Annotated in this window: 18 protein-coding genes and 1 pseudogene; 9 read left to right on the top strand and 10 right to left on the bottom strand. The window is 69.2% G+C overall.

The window, feature by feature from the left end; all coding sequences use genetic code 11:
- Both ABIS05_RS19585 and ABIS05_RS19580 read right to left on the bottom strand, forming a co-directional pair.
- The coding region (locus tag ABIS05_RS19585) for a YbdK family carboxylate-amine ligase (protein WP_348012215.1) at window positions 1–892 on the bottom strand (892 nt) is incomplete at its 3' end.
- Entirely contained in the window at window positions 889–2139 is a 1251-nt protein-coding gene (locus ABIS05_RS19580) for a cation:proton antiporter (RefSeq protein ID WP_348012214.1), read from the bottom strand. The genes ABIS05_RS19585 and ABIS05_RS19580, both read right to left, overlap by 4 nt.
- A 110-nt stretch (window positions 2140–2249) precedes the next feature.
- Here ABIS05_RS19580 and ABIS05_RS19575 point away from each other — a divergent pair, with 110 nt between their 5' ends.
- From ABIS05_RS19575 to mnhG, 8 genes are all read left to right on the top strand, one after another.
- Window positions 2250–2816, top strand: coding sequence for an MOSC domain-containing protein (locus ABIS05_RS19575; protein WP_348012213.1), 567 nt, complete (start codon window positions 2250–2252; stop codon window positions 2814–2816).
- Window positions 2813–3946: a hypothetical protein gene (locus tag ABIS05_RS19570; RefSeq protein WP_348012212.1), complete on the top strand. Its 1134-nt coding sequence runs from the start codon at window positions 2813–2815 to the stop codon at window positions 3944–3946. Before ABIS05_RS19575 ends, ABIS05_RS19570 begins: the two co-directional genes overlap by 4 nt.
- A gap of 83 nt (window positions 3947–4029) precedes the next feature.
- Complete coding sequence (locus ABIS05_RS19565; RefSeq protein ID WP_348012211.1) at window positions 4030–6933, top strand: monovalent cation/H+ antiporter subunit A; 2904 nt, start codon at window positions 4030–4032, stop codon at window positions 6931–6933.
- Window positions 6933–7277: a Na+/H+ antiporter subunit C gene (locus ABIS05_RS19560; protein ID WP_348012210.1), complete on the top strand. Its 345-nt coding sequence runs from the start codon at window positions 6933–6935 to the stop codon at window positions 7275–7277. The genes ABIS05_RS19565 and ABIS05_RS19560 overlap by 1 nt, the downstream gene beginning before the upstream one ends.
- Window positions 7274–8941, top strand: coding sequence for a monovalent cation/H+ antiporter subunit D (locus ABIS05_RS19555; protein WP_348012209.1), 1668 nt, complete (start codon window positions 7274–7276; stop codon window positions 8939–8941). The genes ABIS05_RS19560 and ABIS05_RS19555 overlap by 4 nt, the downstream gene beginning before the upstream one ends.
- Window positions 8938–9432 (top strand): Na+/H+ antiporter subunit E, encoded by a 495-nt coding sequence (locus tag ABIS05_RS19550; RefSeq protein ID WP_348012208.1) that lies wholly within the window; start codon window positions 8938–8940, stop codon window positions 9430–9432. Before ABIS05_RS19555 ends, ABIS05_RS19550 begins: the two co-directional genes overlap by 4 nt.
- Window positions 9429–9707: a K+/H+ antiporter subunit F gene (locus ABIS05_RS19545; RefSeq protein WP_348012207.1), complete on the top strand. Its 279-nt coding sequence runs from the start codon at window positions 9429–9431 to the stop codon at window positions 9705–9707. Before ABIS05_RS19550 ends, ABIS05_RS19545 begins: the two co-directional genes overlap by 4 nt.
- Window positions 9704–10057, top strand: a complete 354-nt coding sequence (gene mnhG / locus ABIS05_RS19540) for a monovalent cation/H(+) antiporter subunit G (RefSeq protein ID WP_348012206.1) — start codon at window positions 9704–9706, stop codon at window positions 10055–10057. The genes ABIS05_RS19545 and mnhG overlap by 4 nt, the downstream gene beginning before the upstream one ends.
- On the opposite strand, the gene ABIS05_RS19535 is transcribed toward mnhG, so the two are convergent.
- The 6 genes and pseudogenes from ABIS05_RS19535 to ABIS05_RS19510 form a co-directional block, all read right to left on the bottom strand.
- On the bottom strand, window positions 10044–10250 hold the full coding sequence (locus tag ABIS05_RS19535; protein WP_348012205.1) for a hypothetical protein: 207 nt from the start codon (window positions 10248–10250) through the stop codon (window positions 10044–10046). The genes mnhG and ABIS05_RS19535 overlap by 14 nt on opposite strands.
- 159 nt (window positions 10251–10409) lie before the next feature.
- Window positions 10410–11488, bottom strand: a pseudogene (locus tag ABIS05_RS19530) (alkene reductase).
- A 90-nt stretch (window positions 11489–11578) separates the two neighbouring features.
- A complete protein-coding gene (locus ABIS05_RS19525; protein WP_348012204.1) occupies window positions 11579–11710 on the bottom strand; it encodes a hypothetical protein in 132 nt (43 codons plus the stop codon).
- Between the two features lie 46 nt (window positions 11711–11756).
- Window positions 11757–14354 (bottom strand): cbb3-type cytochrome c oxidase subunit I, encoded by a 2598-nt coding sequence (locus tag ABIS05_RS19520; protein ID WP_348012203.1) that lies wholly within the window; start codon window positions 14352–14354, stop codon window positions 11757–11759.
- Window positions 14355–14376: 22 nt separating this feature from the next.
- Window positions 14377–15357, bottom strand: coding sequence for a cytochrome c oxidase subunit II (gene coxB / locus ABIS05_RS19515; RefSeq protein ID WP_348012202.1), 981 nt, complete (start codon window positions 15355–15357; stop codon window positions 14377–14379).
- The gene (locus ABIS05_RS19510; protein ID WP_348012201.1) at window positions 15320–15715 is read right to left on the bottom strand and encodes a c-type cytochrome; all 396 of its coding nucleotides are present in this window, start codon (window positions 15713–15715) and stop codon (window positions 15320–15322) included. Before ABIS05_RS19510 ends, coxB begins: the two co-directional genes overlap by 38 nt.
- Here ABIS05_RS19510 and ABIS05_RS19505 point away from each other — a divergent pair.
- Window positions 15714–16361 carry a c-type cytochrome gene (locus tag ABIS05_RS19505; RefSeq protein ID WP_348012200.1) on the top strand — a complete coding sequence of 216 codons (648 nt, stop codon included), beginning with the start codon at window positions 15714–15716 and terminating at the stop codon, window positions 16359–16361. The genes ABIS05_RS19510 and ABIS05_RS19505 overlap by 2 nt on opposite strands.
- On the opposite strand, the gene ABIS05_RS19500 is transcribed toward ABIS05_RS19505, so the two are convergent.
- On the bottom strand, window positions 16285–16947 hold the full coding sequence (locus ABIS05_RS19500) for a cytochrome b/b6 domain-containing protein (protein ID WP_348012199.1): 663 nt from the start codon (window positions 16945–16947) through the stop codon (window positions 16285–16287). The two genes, ABIS05_RS19505 and ABIS05_RS19500, sit on opposite strands and share 77 nt — an antisense overlap.
- The gene (locus tag ABIS05_RS19495; protein WP_348012198.1) at window positions 16944–17687 is read right to left on the bottom strand and encodes a cytochrome c oxidase assembly protein; all 744 of its coding nucleotides are present in this window, start codon (window positions 17685–17687) and stop codon (window positions 16944–16946) included. Before ABIS05_RS19495 ends, ABIS05_RS19500 begins: the two co-directional genes overlap by 4 nt.
- Between the last annotated feature and the right edge of the window lie 111 nt (window positions 17688–17798).

Raw genomic sequence — 17798 nt, 5'->3', positions numbered from 1 at the left:
CTACAAAGGTGACGTCCAGGCCAAAGCGGCAGGCCTGGAAGCGGTTGAAGGTGTAGGGCAAGTAGTCGTCTTCTACTGGCTCGAAAGGTTGCTCCATGCTGATCCAGCGCGCCAGGCATTGCACCAGCCCTGCCATGGCCGCAGCCTTTTCAATGGTCAGCGGCGTGTCCAGCACGCGGACCTCGATGGTGCCGAACTCGGGCTTGGGGCGGATGTCCCAGTAGAAGTCCTTCATGCCCGAGACGACGCCGGTGCGCGTCATCTTGGTGAAGTAGGTCTCGAAGTCGGTCCAGTTCTGCACGAAGGGCGCGCGGCCCGACAGCGGGAAGGCGAACACCGAGTTCAGCCGTGCCGAATCGAAGCCCGTGTCCTCGCCCTGCACGAACGGCGACGACGCGGCCAGCGCGATCAGGTGCGGGATGAAGCGGCTCATGCCGTGCAGCAGCACCAGTGCTTCGTCGGCGCTCGGGCAGCCGATGTGCACGTGCTGGCCGAAGATGGTGAACTGCTTGGACAGGTAGCCGTACAGCGACGACAGCTCATGAAAGCGCGGCGTCTCGAAGATGCGCTGGCGCTTCCAGTGCTGGAAGGGGTGGGTGCCGCCGCCGCACAGGCTCACGTCCAGCTGCTCGGCGCAGTCCACCAGCGCGTCGCGGATCTGGCCCAGCTCCGACAGCACCTGGCCGAAGCCGGTGCACACGCCGGTCGACAGCTCGATCATGCTGCTGGTGATCTCGGGCGTCACGTTGCCGGGGAGGCTGTGCTTTTTCATCAGGCGCAGCAGGTCGCCCGACACGGGTGCGAGGTCGTAGTCGTTGTTGTTGACGATCTGCAGCTCCAGCTCGACACCGAGCGTGAGGGGCTGCGATTTTGAGAAGACGCCCAGGCTCATTCGCTGGCCTCCTTGTTCTTTCTGGTCAGCTTGGGCGCGGGCGGCAGCTCGCCGGCCAGGCGCAGCGCGAACTGCACGGCGATGGGCCCCACCAGCTCCAGCGCCGCGATGCTGGCCAGGATGATGGGCACGGCGCCGGCTGCGAGTTCGGGCTCGGCGCGCATCAGCTCGCTGAGCATGACCAGCGCCGTGGCCGACAGCGGCATCATCGTGATCGACAGCGCCAGCCCCTGGCGCCAGGTCGCCTTGGCCGCAGGCGCCAGCGCGATGATGGCCGCCGACTTGGCCAGGAAGCGCGCCGCCATCACCGCCAGTGCCGCAAAGCCGCCGGCCACCAGCACCTTGGGCGACCAGGCCGAGCCGACGATGACGCACAGCATCAGCACCAGCGCACCGCCCGACGTGCCGAAGTGGCGCGGCCACACCCAGGGCCGCTCGCTGGTGTTGCGCAGCAGCAGGCCGGCCAGCAGCGGCATCAGCAGCGTGGACACGCCGATGGCCCTTGCCGCGACGATGGCGAAGGCCACCATGCCGAACAGCAGCAGCGCCGCGCTCTCGTTGCGCAGGTTCAGGCGGCGCGCGGCCAGGTAGGTGGCGCCGGCCAGCAGCGCGGCCACGCCCAGCGTCGTCAGCAGCGAGATGGCCAAGCCGGCCAGCGCCTGCGCCAGGTTGCCGCCGTCGTCGGCCGCCCACCAGGTGCGCATCAGCGTCAGCGCGATGACGGCGTACAGCGTGTTCAGTGCCGTCAGCAGCGTCGCGCGTTGCGTGACCTGGCCCTGTGCGCCCAACTCCATCGCAACGCGGCCCGACACGGCGGCCGGTGCGGGCATGGCCAGGATGGCGCAGGCGATGGATGTCTGCCAGCCGACGTCGAACAGGCGCAGCACGAAGGCCACCGCGGCGGCGCTCAGCAGCGCCTCGGCCAGGCTGGTGGCAAGCAGGCCCGGGTTGCGGCGCAGCCAGCGCAGGTGCACGCGGCTGCCGATCTCGAACAGCAGCAGGCCCAGCGCCAGATCGGTGACTGTCTGCGCGGCGCCGCTGAGCGGCATGGCCACGCCGTGGCCGAAGGCGGCCGCGAAGACGCCCGCCAACGTGTAGCCCACCACGCGCGGCAACCGCGTCGTCGCGGCAATGAATTCGCCGGCCAGCGCACCGGCCAGCAGCACGCCGACGATGAACATCAATTCGCTGGGTGGTGTGACGGCCAGGCCGGCCCAAACCCTGGCGCCGCTGTCGAGTACGGTCACGCGCTCTCCCTTAAAGCTGTTCGGGCGCGTAGCCTAGGTGGGTCATGTGACCCCCCCTTGTAGGCGAAGACGCCGAAATGACTCACCCGCCGTCTCGGACAATGCTGTGCATGCAGATCATCAGCGTCAACACTGCTCGCATCGAGCACTTCATCGCCACCAACGGCGAGCGCTTGGATTCCGCCATCCGCAAACGCTCGCGGGAAGGCCGCATCGCGGTCGGCCCGCTGGGCCTGGACGGCGACGAGCAGGCCGACCCGAGCGTGCACGGCGGCCTGACGAAGGCCGTCTACGCTTACCCGCTGGAGCACTACGCCGTGTGGGCCACGTTGCGCGGCCAGGCTCAGGTTGCTGCCGCCCTGGAGCCAGGCGACTTCGGCGAGAACCTGACGATCACCGGCTTGGCCGAGAGCCAGGTCTGGATCGGCGACGTGCTGCGTTTTCCGGACTGCGAACTCATCGTCTCCGAGCCGCGCTACCCCTGCTTCAAGCTGGCCGCCCACATGGGCTTCAAGCACGCCGTGAAGATGATGGTGCAGAGCGGCTACTGCGGCTTCTATCTGGCCGTGAAGCGCGAGGGCACGATTGCAGCGGGCGAGGACTTCGAGCTGATCCCCGGGGCGCGCGAGGTGGGCGTCGCCGAGCTGTTCAGCGCCACCATGCGCAAGCAAAAGTGACGCGCCGCCGCGAACTGCTGGCCGCAGCCGGGCTGCTGCCCTTCGCCGCGCATGCCGGCCCGATCCTCAACGTCGGCCCGGGCCAGGCCGTCAAGTCCCTGGCCGCTGCGGCACGCCAGGCGCGAGACGGCACCTTGATCGAGGTCGAAGCCGGCGACTACATCGCCGACGTGGCCGCCTGGCCCCAGCACGACCTGACCCTGCGTGCCGTCGGTGGCCGCGTGCGCCTCGTCGCCGCTGGTGCGCACGCGCAAGGCAAGGGCCTGTTCGTCACCACGGGCCAGCGCCAGCGCATCGAAGGCTTCGACTTCACGGGCTGCACGGTGCCCGACCGCAACGGCGCCGGCATCCGCGTCGAGGCCGGCTCGCTGACGCTGGTGGATTGCGGCTTCCGCGACAACGAGAACGGCCTGATGACGGCCAACAACGAGGGCATCGAGCTCGACATCGTCGACTGCGACTTCGGCTCCATCCCGCTGCGCGAGGGCAAGACGCACAACATCTACGTCGGCGCCATCAAGCGGCTCGCCGTCACGGGCAGCTACTTCCACGGCGGCATGCTGGGCCACCTGCTGAAGAGCCGCGCGGCCGTCAACCACATCCTCTACAACCGCCTGACCGACGAGATCGGCGGCCGCGCCAGCTACGAGCTGGAGTTCCCCAACGGCGGCGTCGCCGTCGTCATGGGCAACCTCATCATGCAGAGCTCGACGACGGAGAACCCGCACGTCATCTCCTTCGGCGTCGAGGGCGCGAGATGGCCGAAGCAAGCGCTCTACCTCGTGCACAACACGCTGGTGGATCAGCGGCCCAGTGGCGGCATCTGGCTGCGCGTCTCGCCGCCGCAGACGGAGGTCGTGCTGGCCAACAACCTGCTGGTCGGCACGCCCAAGCTCGCGGCCGAAGGGCACTGGACGCGGCGCGCCAACTTCGCGGCGGACTGGGACGAGTTCGTGCGCGCGGCGCGCGACGACTACCGGCTCAAGCCCGACTCGTCGCTGCGCGGCAAGGCGCAGGACGCAGGCGTCGCCGAGGGCATGAAGCTCGCACCGATGCGCGAGTACCGCCACCCGCATGGCACCGTCGCCTTGGGCGGCACCGCGCGGCACCCGGGCGCGTTCCAGAGCTGAGGCTCCAGCGGCTGCGACACCGGTGTGGGGCGCGGTCCCTGGGTAGATCGGTGGCCCGTCCACACCTCCTTAGACTCCACCGCATGTCGCTCTTGCTCCTGCTCCTGCTGCCCTTCGTGGGCAGCGCCGTGGCCGCGCTGTTGCCCACGGGTGCACGCAACATCGAGTCGCTCTGGGCGGGCCTGGTGGCGTTGGCCGTCGCGGTGCCGCTGGCCTTGCTGTACCCGGAGGTGCGAGACGGCGGCGTGGTGTCCGAACGGCTGGTGTGGCTGCCCAGCCTGGGGCTGGACCTGGTGGTGCGCATCGACGGCTTTGCGTGGATGTTCGCCATGCTCGTCACGGGCATGGGCGTGCTGGTGGTGATGTATGCCCGCTACTACCTGTCGGCCGACGACCCGGCGGCGCGCTTTTATTCGCTGTTGCTGGGCTTCATGGGCTCGATGCTCGGCGTGGTGGTGTCGGGCAACCTGATCCAGCTCGTGCTGTTCTGGGAGCTGACCAGCGTCTTCTCCTTCCTGCTCATCGGCTACTGGCATCACCGGCAGGACGCCCGCCGTGGTGCACGCATGGCCTTCACGGTCACGGCCACCGGCGGCCTGGCGCTGCTGGCCGGTGCGCTGCTGCTCGGGCACATCGTCGGCAGCTATGAGCTCGACGTGGTGCTGAAGGCCGGCGATGTGGTGCGCGCCCATGCGCTCTACCCGTTGACGCTGGTGCTGGTGCTGCTGGGCGCACTTACCAAGAGCGCCCAGTTCCCATTCCACTTCTGGCTGCCGCATGCCATGGCCGCGCCAACGCCCGTGTCGGCCTATCTGCACTCGGCGACGATGGTCAAGGCCGGTGTCTTCCTGCTGGCGCGCTTGTGGCCGGTGCTGGCGGGCACGGACGAGTGGTTCTGGCTCGTCGGCGGCGCCGGCCTCGTCACGCTGCTGCTGGGCGCCTACGCGGCCATGTTCCAGAACGACCTCAAGGGGCTGCTCGCCTATTCCACGATCAGCCACCTCGGCCTGATCACCTTGCTGCTCGGCCTGAACAGCCCGCTGGCGGCGGTCGCGGCGGTGTTCCACATGATGAACCACGCGACCTTCAAGGCGTCGCTGTTCATGTCGGTGGGCATCATCGACCACGAGACCGGCACGCGCGACATGCGGCGGCTGGACGGGCTGTTCCGCAGCATGCCCATCACCGGCACGCTGGCCATCGTCGCCTGCGGGGCGATGGCCGGCGTGCCGCTGCTCAACGGCTTCCTGTCCAAGGAGATGTTCTTTGCCGAGACGGTGTTCGTGAGCTCGCATGCCTGGGTGGAGTTCGGCCTGCCGCTGGCGGCCACGCTGGCGGGCGTGTTCGCCGTCGTCTATTCGCTGCGCTTCGGGCATGACGTGTTCTTCGGCCCGCCGGCGCGCGGCCTGCCGCGCCAGCCTCACGAGCCGGTGCACTGGATGCGCGTGCCGGTCGAGCTGCTCGTGCTGGCCTGCGTCGTGGTGGGCACCGTGCCGGCGTGGTCGGTCGGCCCGCTGCTGGCGGCGGCAGCGGCGCCGGTGGTCGGTGGCACGCTGCCGGCCTACAGCCTGGCGGTCTGGCATGGCTTCAACACGCCGCTGATGATGAGCTTGCTGGCGATGGCGGGCGGCACCCTCATCTACATGCGCTTTGCACGCAACTTCAAGCAACGCGCCCTCAGGCACACACCGCTGATCCACTGGCTCGACGGCAAGCGGCTCTTCGAGCGCGCGCTGGCCCTGGGCACCGCGCTGGCACGCCGGTCGCTGCGCCTGGCCAGCACCCGCCGCCTGCAGCCGCAGCTGCTGTGCATGCTGGTGATTGCCGGTGCGGCAGCGCTGGGTTCGGCCCTGGTCGTGCCGCTGGCCTGGGGCGACCGGGCCCGCGTGCCGGCCACGCCGGAGTTCGTCGTGCTGTGGCTCATTGGCGGCGCCGCCGCCATCGGTGCGGCCTGGCAGGCGAAGTTCCACCGGCTGGCCGCGCTGGCGCTGCTGAGCGTCGTCGGCCTGGTGATGTGCCTGACCTTCGCCTGGTTCTCCGCCCCCGACCTGGCCTTGACTCAGCTGGCGGTGGAGGTGGTCACCACGGTGCTGTTCCTGCTCGGCCTGCGCTGGCTGCCCAAGCGCGTGGAGCTGGACAACCCGCTCACGCGCCTGCGGGCCCGGTGGCGGCGCGGGCGGGATTTCATCCTCGCGCTGCTGATCGGTGCCGGCCTGGCTGCGCTGTCCTACGCCATGCTGACCCGCCAGGCGCCGCAGAGCATCTCGCCCTTCTTCATCGAGCGCGCCTTGCCCGAGGGCGGCGGCAGCAACATCGTCAACGTGATGCTGGTCGACTTCCGCGGCTTCGACACGCTCGGCGAGATCACCGTGCTGGGCATCGTCGGCCTGACCGTCTACGCGCTGCTGCGGCGCTTTCGCCCACCACGCGAGGTCATCGAGCGGCCGCCGCAGCAGCAGGCGATGTCCGAGGACGGCCAGAGCGATCTGCTCGACCGGCCCGACACCAGCGATGCCGCCGGCGGCTATCTGCTGGTGCCGGCCGTGCTGGCGCAGTTGATCCTGCCGGTGGCCGGCGTCTTTGCCTTTTACCTGTTCATGCGCGGCCACAACGAGCCCGGCGGTGGCTTCGTCGCGGGGCTGGTGATGGCCATTGCCTTCATCGCCCAGTACATGGTCGGCGGCACCCGCTGGGTGGAGGCGCGCATGCCGTTGCAACCGCCGCTCTGGATCGCCGCCGGCCTGCTGATCGCCGTCGCCACGGGCCTGGGCGCGCTGGCCCTCGGCTACCCCTTTCTCACCACGCACACGGCGCACGTCACGCTGCCGGGCATCGGTGCGGTGCACCTGCCCACGGCCGCCCTCTTCGATCTCGGCGTGTTCGCCGTCGTGCTGGGCTCGACCATGCTGCTGCTGACGGCGCTGGCCCACCAATCGCTGCGAGCGCGCCGTGCGCCAGCGGCTGCCGCAGCCGGGGAGGGCGGCTGATGGAAATCGTCATCTCCCTGGCCATTGGCGTGCTCGCCAGCGCCGGCGTCTGGCTGGTGCTGCGGCCGCGCAGCTTTCAGGTGCTGATCGGCCTGGCGCTGCTGGCCTACGCGGTCAACCTCTTCATCTTCAGCGTCGGCAGCCTGTCGATCGACAAGGAGCCCATCGTCAAGCCCGGCCTGGCGGCCGACCTGGTGAACTACAGCGACCCGCTGCCCCAGGCTCTCGTGCTGACCGCCATCGTCATCGGCTTTGCGACGACGGCGCTGTTCCTCGTCGTGCTGCTCGCGCTGCGCGGGCTCAGCGGCGGTGACCATGTCGACGGCGAGGAGGAGCGGCCATGATCGGTTGGTCTGATCTGCCGATGCAGCAGCTCGTCATCGCCCCGGTGCTGCTGCCGCTCGTCACTGCCGCACTGTTGCTGCTGCTGGGCGAGCAGCGGCGGATCTCTGCGGTGGTGCTCAGCCTGGCTTCCACGCTCGCTGGCCTGGTGCTGGCGGTGGCGCTGCTGCTGTGGGTGCATCAGCAGGACGCGCCGGCGGCTTTCGGCGTCTACCTGCCCGGCAACTGGCCGGTGCCGGTGGGCATCGTGCTGGTGGTCGACCGGCTGTCGGCGCTGATGATGTTGCTGGCCGGCAGCGCGGGCCTGGCGGCGCTGCTGTTCTCGCTGGCGCGCTGGCACCGGGCGGGCGTGTACTTTCATCCGCTGTTGCAGCTGCAGTTGATGGGCTTGTACGGCGCCTTCCTCACGGCCGACCTGTTCAACCTGTTCGTGTTCTTCGAGGTGCTGCTGGCCGCGTCCTACGGCCTGTTGATGCATGGCGGCGGCGGCGCCCGCGTGCGCGCCGGCCTGCACTACATCGCCATCAACCTGGTGGCCTCGCTGCTGTTCCTGATCGGCGTGGCCCTGATCTACGGCGTGACGGGCACGCTGAACATGGCCGACATCGCCCAGAAGCTGTCCCAGGTGCCCGACAGCGACCGGGGCTTGCTCGGTGCCGGCGCGGCCATCCTGGCCATCGCCTTCCTGGCCAAGGCGGCGGTGTGGCCCTTGAACTTCTGGCTGCCGCCGGCTTATGCGGCAGCGGGTGCGCCGGTGTCCGCCCTGTTCGCCATCCTCACCAAAGTAGGCGTCTACGCCGTGCTGCGCCTGTGGACGCTGTGCTTCCCGGCCAGCGTCGGCCCCTGGGCGCTGTTCGGCGGCGAGGTGCTGGTCTGGGGCGGGCTGGTGACGCTGGCCTTCGGCGCCCTCGGCATGATGGCCTCGCAGCGGCTGGACCGCCTGGCCGGCTTCAGCGTCATCGCCTCCTCGGGCACCTTGCTGGCGGCCATCGGCTTCGACTCGCCGGCCCTCAGTGCCGGGGCGCTGTTCTATCTGGCCAGCTCCACGCTGGCCGGCTGCGCGCTGTTCCTGCTCGTCGAGCTGATCGAGCGGGCGCGCCAGGTCGAGCTGGCGCCGCTGGCGGACGACGACGATCACCTGCCGGACTTCGTCGACGTCGAGCCGCGCTTCGACACCAACCTCGACGATGAAGAGCAGGTCTTGACCGGCCGCGCCATCCCCGCCGCGCTCGCCTTCCTCGGCCTGGCTTTCATCCTCTGCGCGCTGGTCGTTGCCGGGCTGCCGCCGCTGTCGGGTTTCATCGGCAAGGTGGCCATGTTGTCGGCCCTGCTCGACACGCCGGCCAGCTCGGCCGGCCCGGCGGCAGGGCGAACGATGTTCGTGCTGCTCATCGCCTCGGGCCTGCTCGCCACCACCGCACTGCTGCGCGTGGGCGTGCGCCACTTCTGGGCGCCGCAGAACCGGCCGCCGCCGAGGCTGCGCGTCACCGAGTGCCTGCCCATTGCGCTGCTGCTGTCGGCCTGCCTGCTGCTCGTGGTGGGTGGTGAGACGGCATTGGCCTATGCCCGCGCCACGGCGGCCGCCCTGCATCAGCCGCAGCAGTACATCGACGCGGTGTTCCGTGCGACGCCGGTTGGCGCCACCGCCGCAAAGGGCGCGCCATGAATCGTTGGCTGCCTGCGCCCTGGCTGTCGGCCGGGCTGTTCGTGCTGTGGCTGCTGTTGAACCAGTCCGTCAGCCTCGGCCAGCTGCTGCTGGGCGCCGTGGTGGCGCTCGTGGTGCCCGTGCTGATGGCGCCGTTGCGCCAGCGCGCCGGCCCGCTGCGCCATCCGGGGCTGCTGCTGCGCCTGATCCTGCATGTCGGCCTCGATGTCGTGACGGCTGCGCTCGGCGTCGGTCTCGGCATGCTGTCCGCCGGCCGGCGGCCGCCGCGTGGGCGCTTCGTGGTGGTGCCGCTGGAGCTGCGCAACGCCCATGCGCTGGCGTCGCTGGCCATGATCACGACGGTGGTGGCGGGGACGGTGTGGTCCGAGCTGGCGCCCGACCGCAGCGCCGTGCTGCTGCATGTCTTCGACCTCGATGACGATCACGAGGCCAGTTTCATCGCGCACTTCAAGCAGCGCTACGAACGGCCGTTGCTGGAGATTTTCGAATGAGCCCGCTGCTCACGACGGCCATCACCGTCACCCTCGTGCTCTACGTGCTGGCCATGGCGCTGGGCCTGCTGCGCCTGATGCGCGGCCCCAGCGCGCAGGACCGCGTGCTGGCGCTGGACTTCCTGTTCGTCGTCGCAATGCTCGTCATGCTGGTGCTGGCCATCCGCTACGACAGCAGCATGTACTTCGAAGGCGCGCTGCTGCTGGCGCTGTTCGGCTTTGTCAGCTCGATGGCGCTGGCCAAATTTCTGTTGCGTGGCGAGGTGATCGAATGACCGACCTGCTGGTTGCGCTGCTGCTGCTGGCCAGCGGCTGCCTCGTGCTCACCGCCGCGCTCGGCCTGTGGCGCCTGCCGGATTTTTTCCTGCGCATGCATGCGCCCGCACTGGCCTCCACGCTGGGGGCCTGGCTCGTCGCGCTCGCCTCCGTGCTGCACTTTTCAGCGAGCGCGCCGGGCCTGTCGTTGCATGTCTGGGTGATCGTCGTCGTGCTGTCGATCACCGCGCCGGTGGCGACGATGGTGCTGGCCCGCGCGGCCTTGTTCAGGCGCCGCCAGGCTGGCGATCAACTGCCGCCGGCTCTGACGGGCAAGCGCGGTGACGACGGTGCCGCTAGTCGACGATGAACTCATCGGTGCCCACGCGCCGCTTGCCGTGGAACACCTGATGACCGCGGCCTCGCTGGTGGGCGTCGGCCTGGGCTTCTTCGGCGTGCGCATGCATGCTGACCAAATCGCCGGGCAATGCCTGCTTGACGCGCAGCACGAGCCAGCCTTCGACCCAGGCGGGATTTGATTCGGCGCTCTTCAACGTTTCCATTTGCTCTCCTTGGATCTCCGGCACGCGGCGCTGCTGCAGAGGGCAAAAACGCTAGCCGCGTCGGTTGGACCGCGTCGAGTTTTCTCTGCATTCGGGCGCTCGCGTGTAGGACGGCACCGCCACCGGGTCGCCGGGGCATTCACGCCTTCGGCGAGCGGCTCAGGCTTGCGCGAGTTCGCGCGCGGCGACCGGGTAGTCCGTGTAGCCCTCGGCACCACCGCCGTAGAAGGTCTCCTTCTGCGGTGTGGCCAAGGGCAGGTCCTCGCGCAGGCGCAGGGCGATGAACGGCCGGCCGAAAGCCACCGCATCCACGCGGCCGCTGGCCACGGCGTCCAGCGCCATGGCGCGGTCGAAGCCGTTGTTGGCGATGTAGGGGCCGTCGAAGCGGCGGCGCATCTCGGCGTAGTCGAACGGTGCGTTGTCGCGCGCGCCGCCGGTGGCGCCTTCCACCACTTCCAGGAAGGCCAGCTTCAGTGGCGCGAGCTGCTCGGCCACGTAATTGAACAAGGCTTGCGGATCGCTGTCCTGACCGATGTCGTTGCTCGGCGTGACGGGGCTCAGGCGCAGCGCCGTGCGGCCCGCGCCAATCGTGCCGGCCACGGCCGACATCACCTCGATCAGCAGCCGCGCGCGGTTCTCGATGGAGCCGCCGTACTCGTCGCGGCGGTCGTTGGCGCTGTCGCGCAGGAATTGCTCCAGCAGATAGCCGTTGGCGCTGTGGATCTCGACGCCGTCGAAGCCGGCGGCCATCGCGTTCTTGGCCGCCTGCACGTAGTCGGCAATCAGCTGCGGCAGCTCGTGCGTGGCCAGCGCGCGGGGCACGTCGGTCGGCACCAGCTCACCGTGGGCCGCATAGGTCTTGGTCTTGGCCGCGCGGTCGGTGGATGACACGGGTGGCTGCCCGCCCGGCTGCGGCTGTTCACCGAGATGCGGCCCACATGCCACAGCTGCACGACGATCTTGCCGCCGTCGGCATGCACGGCGTCGGTCACCTGCTGCCAGCCGGCGATCTGCTCGGGCGTGTGGATGCCGGGTGTGTCGAAGTAGCCCTGGCCGTCGGGGCGAATCTGGGTCGCCTCCGTGATGATCAAACCGGCGCCGGCGCGTTGGCGGTAGTACTCGACATGCAGCGCATGCGGCGTCTGGTGGGTCGCGCGGTTGCGCGTGAGGGGCGCCATGACGACGCGGTTGGCGAGAGCGATATTGCCGAAGCGGACGGGGTCGAAGAGAGTGGGCATGAGCGTGGGCGTGGGGCAGATCAAGACGATGGGCCGCAGGCTAAGCCGGCGGCGCCAACCCCTGCGCGCATGCGGTTGCTCCGGGCTGTGTTATCGCGCCGGGGCAGCGAGCAGGCGGCGCACCGCTTCCAGCACCGCAGGCCAGGCGGCCGAGGCCGGGTCGGCAATCTCGAAATGCGCGAGTGACGGCAGCACCACCAGCCGGGCGTCGTCACCCGCCATGGCGTGCGGCCTGCGCGAGTTCTCCGGTTGGATTCGGCAGATGGTTTCACACGCCGACCCACGGCACCAGCCTTGGCAGCAGCATGCCCGCTGCACCTTCCAGAGCCGCGTAGATGAACAGGATGCGCAGGGCCTCCAACGTCTTGTTCGCCGGGCCCGGCGCGAGCCCGCGCATCCAGCGCAGCAGGTAGAACACAGCCGACAGCACGACCGCCAGAACGACGCTGCCGTGCCAGGCCAGCATGGCGTAGACGGTGGCGCCCTGGCCGCTGGCGTCGCCGCGCAGGCCGGCGTGCCACCAGTCGCGCACGTCCAGCGCCAGCGCGGCGGCGAGGCAGGCCATGCTGAGCGTCATCAGCACCGCGCTGGCGCCACTGCCACGCTTGAGCCGCGCCATCGCCGGCCGCGCGGCCCAGGCCAGGCTGGCCGATGCCGCGAGCAGCGCAAGACCCGGCACCAGCGTGCCGCGTGGCGCGGCGGTGCGCCACCAGTCGGCATGCGCGCCGTGGAGGTAGAGATAGCCGAACATGGCCATCACGAAGATCATGCCGAGCGTGACGCACAGCAGCACTGCCGCCCACCAGCCGTGGGCCTGCGGGCCGGCCACGTAGGTGGGCAGCAGGATGCCGCCGCCGGCGTCCACGTGCTTTTGCGGCAGGTGGCGGTCGTTGCCCCAACACCACCGCATCAGGCACACGACGGTCAGCACGCCGCAGACGGCGCTCAGCGTCATGGCCTTCACCGTCAGCAGCAGGAAGAAGCCTGCCGTGAACAGCGCCGCCAGCAGCGGCCACCAGGACGGCCCCGGCATGACCTGCACGTACTGCGGCTCGGCGCGCATGGTGCTGGTGATCAGCGTCTCGCGCTGGCCGGTGGCGGTGTTGGGCAGAAAGTAGCGGCCGGCTTCCACGTCCCGGGCCAGTTCCGGGTCGGCCCACAGCGGCTCCAGGCCGCTGACCACCGGGATGGAGCGCACCGCGTAATTGCCAGCCGACAGCCACTCCAGCGTGCCGCCGCCGAAGGCGTTGCGGGCACTGCCGCCATTGCCCCAGCGCATGTAGCAGCGGATGGCGTCGAACAGGAACACAAGCACCCCGGCGGCCATGATGAAGGCGCCCACGGTCGAGATCAGGTTCGGGATGTCCCAGGCGCGGTCGGGCAGGTAGGTGTTCACGCGGCGCGGCATGCCCATCAATCCGCTCAGGTGCATGGGCAGGAAGCACACGTGCATGCCGACGAAACTGAGCCAGAACACCCAGCGGCCTAACGCCTCGGACAGCTGGCGGCCGTTGATCATCGGCGTCCAGTAGTAGAAGCCGGCGAGCAGCGGAAACAGCATGCCCCCGATCAGCACGTAATGGAAATGCGCAACGACGAAGTAGGTGTCGTGCGCCTGGCCGTCGAAGGCGACCATGCCCACCATCACGCCGCTCAAGCCGCCCATCACGAAGATGAGGATGCCGCCGACGAGAAACAGCGACGGCACGTTGCGCTGCAGCTTGCCCGAGGCCAGCGTGCAGATCCACGCGAACACCTGAGCGCCTGCGGGCACGGCCACCGCCATCGAAGCCGCCGAGAAGTAGCCGGCCGATGCACCCGGCAGGCCGACGGTGAACATGTGGTGCGCCCACACGCCGAAGCTGATGAAGCCGGTGGCGATCATGGCCAGCACGACGAACTCGTGGCCGACGAGCTTCTTCTGCGCGACCGTGACGATCATGGTGGACACCATGGCCGACGCGGGAATGAAGATGATGTAGACGTCCGGGTGGCCGAAGAACCAGAACAGGTGCTGGTAGAGCAGCGGGTCGCCGCCGCGAGTGGCGTCGAACAGCGGCCAGTTGAAGGCGCGTTCCAGCTCCAGCAGGAAGGTCACCATGATCATGGCCGGGAAGGCCAGGATGATCATGACGCCGAATATCAGGATGGCCCAGGCGTAGACCGGCATCTTGCGCAGCGTCATGCCCGGCGCGCGGGTGCGCAGCACGCCGACGATGAGCTCGATGGCCCCGGCAATCGCGCTGATCTCGATGAAGCCGATGCCCAGCAGCCAGAAGTCCGCGTTGATGCCCTTGGAGTACACGCCCGAGCTGAGCGGCGGGTACATGAACCAGCCGTCGGACGGCGCCAGGCTGAAGAAGATCGAGCCGAAGAAGACCGTGCCGCCGATGGCGTAGGCCCAGTACGAATAGGCCGACAGCCGGGGGAACGGCAGGTCGCGCGCGGCCAGCATCTGCGGCAGCAGCATGACGGCGATCGCTTCCACGGCCGGAACGGCGAACAGAAACATCATCACCGAGCCGTGCATCGTGAACAGCTGGTTGTAGGTTTCCTGCGGCACCACACCGGCCATCGGCGTGGCCAGCTGCACGCGCATCACGAGCGACAGGATGCCCGCCGCAACGAAGAAGGCGAAGGCCGTGCAAATGAACAGAAAGCCGATGAAGTTGTTGTTGACGGCGCTGAACGCACGCCAGCCTGTGGGCGTTTGCCAGACCTTGTCGAGCGCTTCCAGCTCACCGGCGGGGCGGCCGCCTTGCGTGGGGAAGCGGGCGTAGAGGCTGGCGTCGAAGCCGGTCTCGGAGGGCTCGGTGGCTGCGTCGCGAATGGCGCCTTCCACGCCGGGGCTGGCAGCGCGCGTCATGGCTGAGCCAAGAGTGCCGGCTTCATTTCAGCGCTTCCATGTACGAGCCCAACGCGTTCAGCTCCTCCGCCTTCAACGACCGATACGCCGGCATGCGGTTGTTCGGCTTGATGGACTGGCTGTCACCGATCCAGCCGATCAGCGTCGCCCGCGTGTTGGGCAGGATGCCGGCGCCGAGCGACAAGCGCGAGCCGACGTGGGTGAGGTCCGGCCCCGAGATGCCCTGCGCCTCGGTGCCGGCCACGCGGTGGCAGGCGGCGCAGCCCACTTCGTTGAACAGCTGCCTGCCGCGCAGCGCCTCCACCGTGAGATCGGCCGCCGCCACTGGCTTCAAGCGCGAGTCCATCCACCGCTGCCAATCCGCCGGCTCATGCGCCACGACGACAAAGCCCATCAGCGCATGCGCGCCGCCGCAGAACTCCGCGCATTGGCCGCCGTAGCTGCCCGCCTTGTCGGCCTGCAGCTTGAGGCGGTTGGTGCGGCCCGGGATCATGTCCATCTTGCCGCCCAGCTTGGGCACCCAGAAGCTGTGGATGACGTCCTCGGACACCATCTCCACCACCACCGGGCGGCCCACCGGGATGTGCAGCTCGTTGGCATCGGCGTGCACCTCGCGGCCGGCGGCGTCGAGGTAGCTCACGCGCCACCAGTACACATTGCCGGACACGCGCATGCGCAACTCGTCGCCCTGGATGGTGGTGAGGCCGCGCACCAGCATCAGGCTCCATACCAGCAGCAGCAACAGCACGCCGGCCGGGATGATGAGGCCGAACCACTTCACGACGCGCTCGCCGCCGAGCTTGGCGCGCAGCGTGTCGCTGCCGTAGATCGCCACCCACAACGCCGCGCACACGGCGATGAAGATCAGCGTCATCAGCCCGAACAGCACCCAGGCCAGCGTGGTGACCGAGTTGGAGAACGGGCCGTGCGGGTCCAGCACCGGCGGCGGCCAGCCGCTCAGGGCCTCAGCGAGGCTGGAGGCGGAGGAGGTAGGCAGCGACATCGCGGGCTTCCTGGTCGGTCAAGGGGATGGCGGGCATGGCGGTGCCGGGGATTTGTGCGGGTGCATCGCGCACGAACTGCATCAGCACGCCGGGCTGGTTGGGCAGCCGCCCGGCGATCAAGTTCTGGCGGCCGAAGTTCTCCAGCGACGGCCCGAGCCCGCCGCGCGGCCACTTCACGTCGGGGAAGGCGTGGCAGGCCACGCAGCCTTTGTCGGTGACGAGCTGGCGGCCGCGCGACACGTCGGCGTCGCCCAGCGAGGGCGTGCGGTCGGGCGGGCCGTCGCAGGCGGCGAGCGCCATCGCCGTCGCCATCGCAAACAGCAGAGCTGGCGCGCGCCTTGCCATGAAGTCAGACATGCGCCTCTTCCTCATGCCTACTCTGCTCGCGGCCCTGCTGGCTACCGCCTGCACCGACCGCATGCAGCCCAGCGACGACCGCTGGAGCCGCGGCGGCGAGCTGATCGCGATGAGCGGCGGCGAGGCCGGCGCGCGCTACGCCTGCGTCAGCTGCCACGGCGCGCGCGGCGAGGGCAACGGTTTCGACGCGCCGCGCCTGGCCGGCCTGCCTGCGGGCTATCTGCAAAAGCAGATGCAGGACTACGCGCTGGGCCTGCGCCCGCACGACGTGATGCGCGACGTGGCGCGATTCCTCGACAGCCACGAGCGCGTGAGCGTGGCCAACTACTACGCCGCCCTGCCCGTGACGGCACTGCCGACCGCCGCCGCTGAAGCAGTTCCAGCAACGACCCCTGCGCTGTACGCCCGCACCTGCCAGCAATGCCACGGCGCCACCGGCGAAGGCACCCCGCTCGGCCCGCCACTCGCCGGCCAGCCGGCCACGTATCTGGCGCAGCAGCTGCAGGACTGGCGGTTTAGCAAGCGGCGAAATGACGGCAATCATGAGATGTTGAAAGTGGCGCAAGCGCTCAAGGCCGAGGAGGTTCATGCGTTGAGCCGCCATCTGGCGCAGATCCCACCACGCCCGGCTGCTCCGGCCCGTTGAGGTCCAGCATCGACTGCAGCACACGGTCGCGCTTGATGAGGTAGTGCAGCACCGCAGCACCCGCATGGCCGGGAATGGACAGCGCGGTGATCCAGACGATCCACACATGTGCGGTCGCGGCCCCTTGCATCAGCGTGAACTGCAGCTGCTCGGAGAGTTGGTCGAACGGCAGGTTCGGAAATGGGATGACGCCCGCGATGGACAGCGGCAGGTCGCCCGGCAGCGTGGACCACATCACCCAGCCGCTGATCGGCAATGCGAAGAAGCTGAAATAGAACCAGACCTGCACCGCGCGGCTGGCCTTGCCGGATAACGAGTCCTCGTCGACGTTGTCCGGCGCGCCGATCTGGCTGCGCCACAGGAAGCGCAGCGAGCCCAGCACCATGATCGTCAGGCCAACTTCCGCATGCGTCTGGTAGCCGAGCAGCTTGTCTCCGCCGGCCGGCTGCCAGCTCAGGAACCAGCCGTAGCCGAGTTGAAAGATCATCAGCGCCGCCATCGTCCAGTGAAAGGCCACGCCGATGGGCGAGTACACCCCGCGCCGGTGGTGGCCCTCGGCCCATTCGACGGCATGGACGAGATTCATGCCGCCTCGGCGCGCAGCCCGTGCTCGGCCCGCAGCCAGCGCCAGCCGATGAAGATGGCGGCGGCCAGGTAGGCCAGGCTGCCCGGCGCCCACATCAGCAAGCCGGCGAGTTGCTGGTCTTCCAGCGGTGACACGCCCCAGGCCAGGGTGGACGCGAAATGCGGCTCGTACAGCGGCCGGCCGGCAAACAGGATCAGCGCGCCCAGCAACCCCATCAGCACCATCGTCACGAGGATGGCCGCCATGCCTGCGGCCGGCGGCGCGCGGCGAACGGCCATCCAGAATGCCGTGGCGCTTGCCAGCAACGAGGCCTGCATCAACGCATACGTCGCGTTGGACGACAGGGCTGCCGCATACGGGGCCGGCGCATGCCAGGCCCAGAACACCGCCGTGCCGATGGCCGTGCAGGTCCACAGTGGCGTGGGCAGCCTGTGCAGCGCCGCACCTGGCGCCACACCCTGCGCGATCAGCGGCGCGATCAGCAACACCAGCGCCATGTGATGCGCCACGCGCACGGCGAAGAACGCCGAGCTGAGCGCGCACAGCGGCGACACATAGAGCAGCACTGCCAGCGCCCAGGCCCAGCGCAGGCTGACGCGCCGCGCGGGCGACCGCCACAGCGCGAAGGCCGCCACCGCCAACACCGCCAGCAGCACCGGGTCGAAGTTCCAGCGGCCCAGCCACGCCTCGGGGCCGGGGGCTTCTCCGCAGTAGGGAATCCAGCGTTGGGGCTCGTCCATGGCCGCACGAGGCACGCGGCTTGCCCGCGCTTTTTCCGGCTTCATTCCCGCTTATGCATGCGTCTTGCACGCTCGCTGCAGCGTTTTGCTGCAACTTTTGCGGCAGACGTC

The sequence above is a fragment of the Roseateles sp. genome (assembly GCF_039929605.1).
Lineage (GTDB): Bacteria > Pseudomonadota > Gammaproteobacteria > Burkholderiales > Burkholderiaceae_C > Pelomonas.
The sequence above is the reverse complement of the archived record's forward strand: the minus strand, read 5'-3'. Positions and strand labels throughout refer to the sequence as shown.

Coding starts and splice junctions, on each gene's coding strand:
- ABIS05_RS19575 (WP_348012213.1), top strand. CDS start 2,250: ATGCAGATCATCAGCGTCAACACTGCTCGCATCGAGCACTTCATCGCC.
- ABIS05_RS19565 (WP_348012211.1), top strand. CDS start 4,030: ATGTCGCTCTTGCTCCTGCTCCTGCTGCCCTTCGTGGGCAGCGCCGTG.
- ABIS05_RS19560 (WP_348012210.1), top strand. CDS start 6,933: ATGGAAATCGTCATCTCCCTGGCCATTGGCGTGCTCGCCAGCGCCGGC.
- ABIS05_RS19555 (WP_348012209.1), top strand. CDS start 7,274: ATGATCGGTTGGTCTGATCTGCCGATGCAGCAGCTCGTCATCGCCCCG.
- ABIS05_RS19550 (WP_348012208.1), top strand. CDS start 8,938: ATGAATCGTTGGCTGCCTGCGCCCTGGCTGTCGGCCGGGCTGTTCGTG.
- ABIS05_RS19545 (WP_348012207.1), top strand. CDS start 9,429: ATGAGCCCGCTGCTCACGACGGCCATCACCGTCACCCTCGTGCTCTAC.
- mnhG (WP_348012206.1), top strand. CDS start 9,704: ATGACCGACCTGCTGGTTGCGCTGCTGCTGCTGGCCAGCGGCTGCCTC.
- ABIS05_RS19535 (WP_348012205.1), bottom strand. CDS start 10,250: ATGGAAACGTTGAAGAGCGCCGAATCAAATCCCGCCTGGGTCGAAGGC.
- ABIS05_RS19525 (WP_348012204.1), bottom strand. CDS start 11,710: ATGGCGGGTGACGACGCCCGGCTGGTGGTGCTGCCGTCACTCGCGCAT.
- ABIS05_RS19520 (WP_348012203.1), bottom strand. CDS start 14,354: ATGACGCGCGCTGCCAGCCCCGGCGTGGAAGGCGCCATTCGCGACGCA.
- coxB (WP_348012202.1), bottom strand. CDS start 15,357: ATGTCGCTGCCTACCTCCTCCGCCTCCAGCCTCGCTGAGGCCCTGAGC.
- ABIS05_RS19505 (WP_348012200.1), top strand. CDS start 15,714: ATGCGCCTCTTCCTCATGCCTACTCTGCTCGCGGCCCTGCTGGCTACC.
- ABIS05_RS19510 (WP_348012201.1), bottom strand. CDS start 15,715: ATGTCTGACTTCATGGCAAGGCGCGCGCCAGCTCTGCTGTTTGCGATG.
- ABIS05_RS19500 (WP_348012199.1), bottom strand. CDS start 16,947: ATGAATCTCGTCCATGCCGTCGAATGGGCCGAGGGCCACCACCGGCGC.
- ABIS05_RS19495 (WP_348012198.1), bottom strand. CDS start 17,687: ATGGACGAGCCCCAACGCTGGATTCCCTACTGCGGAGAAGCCCCCGGC.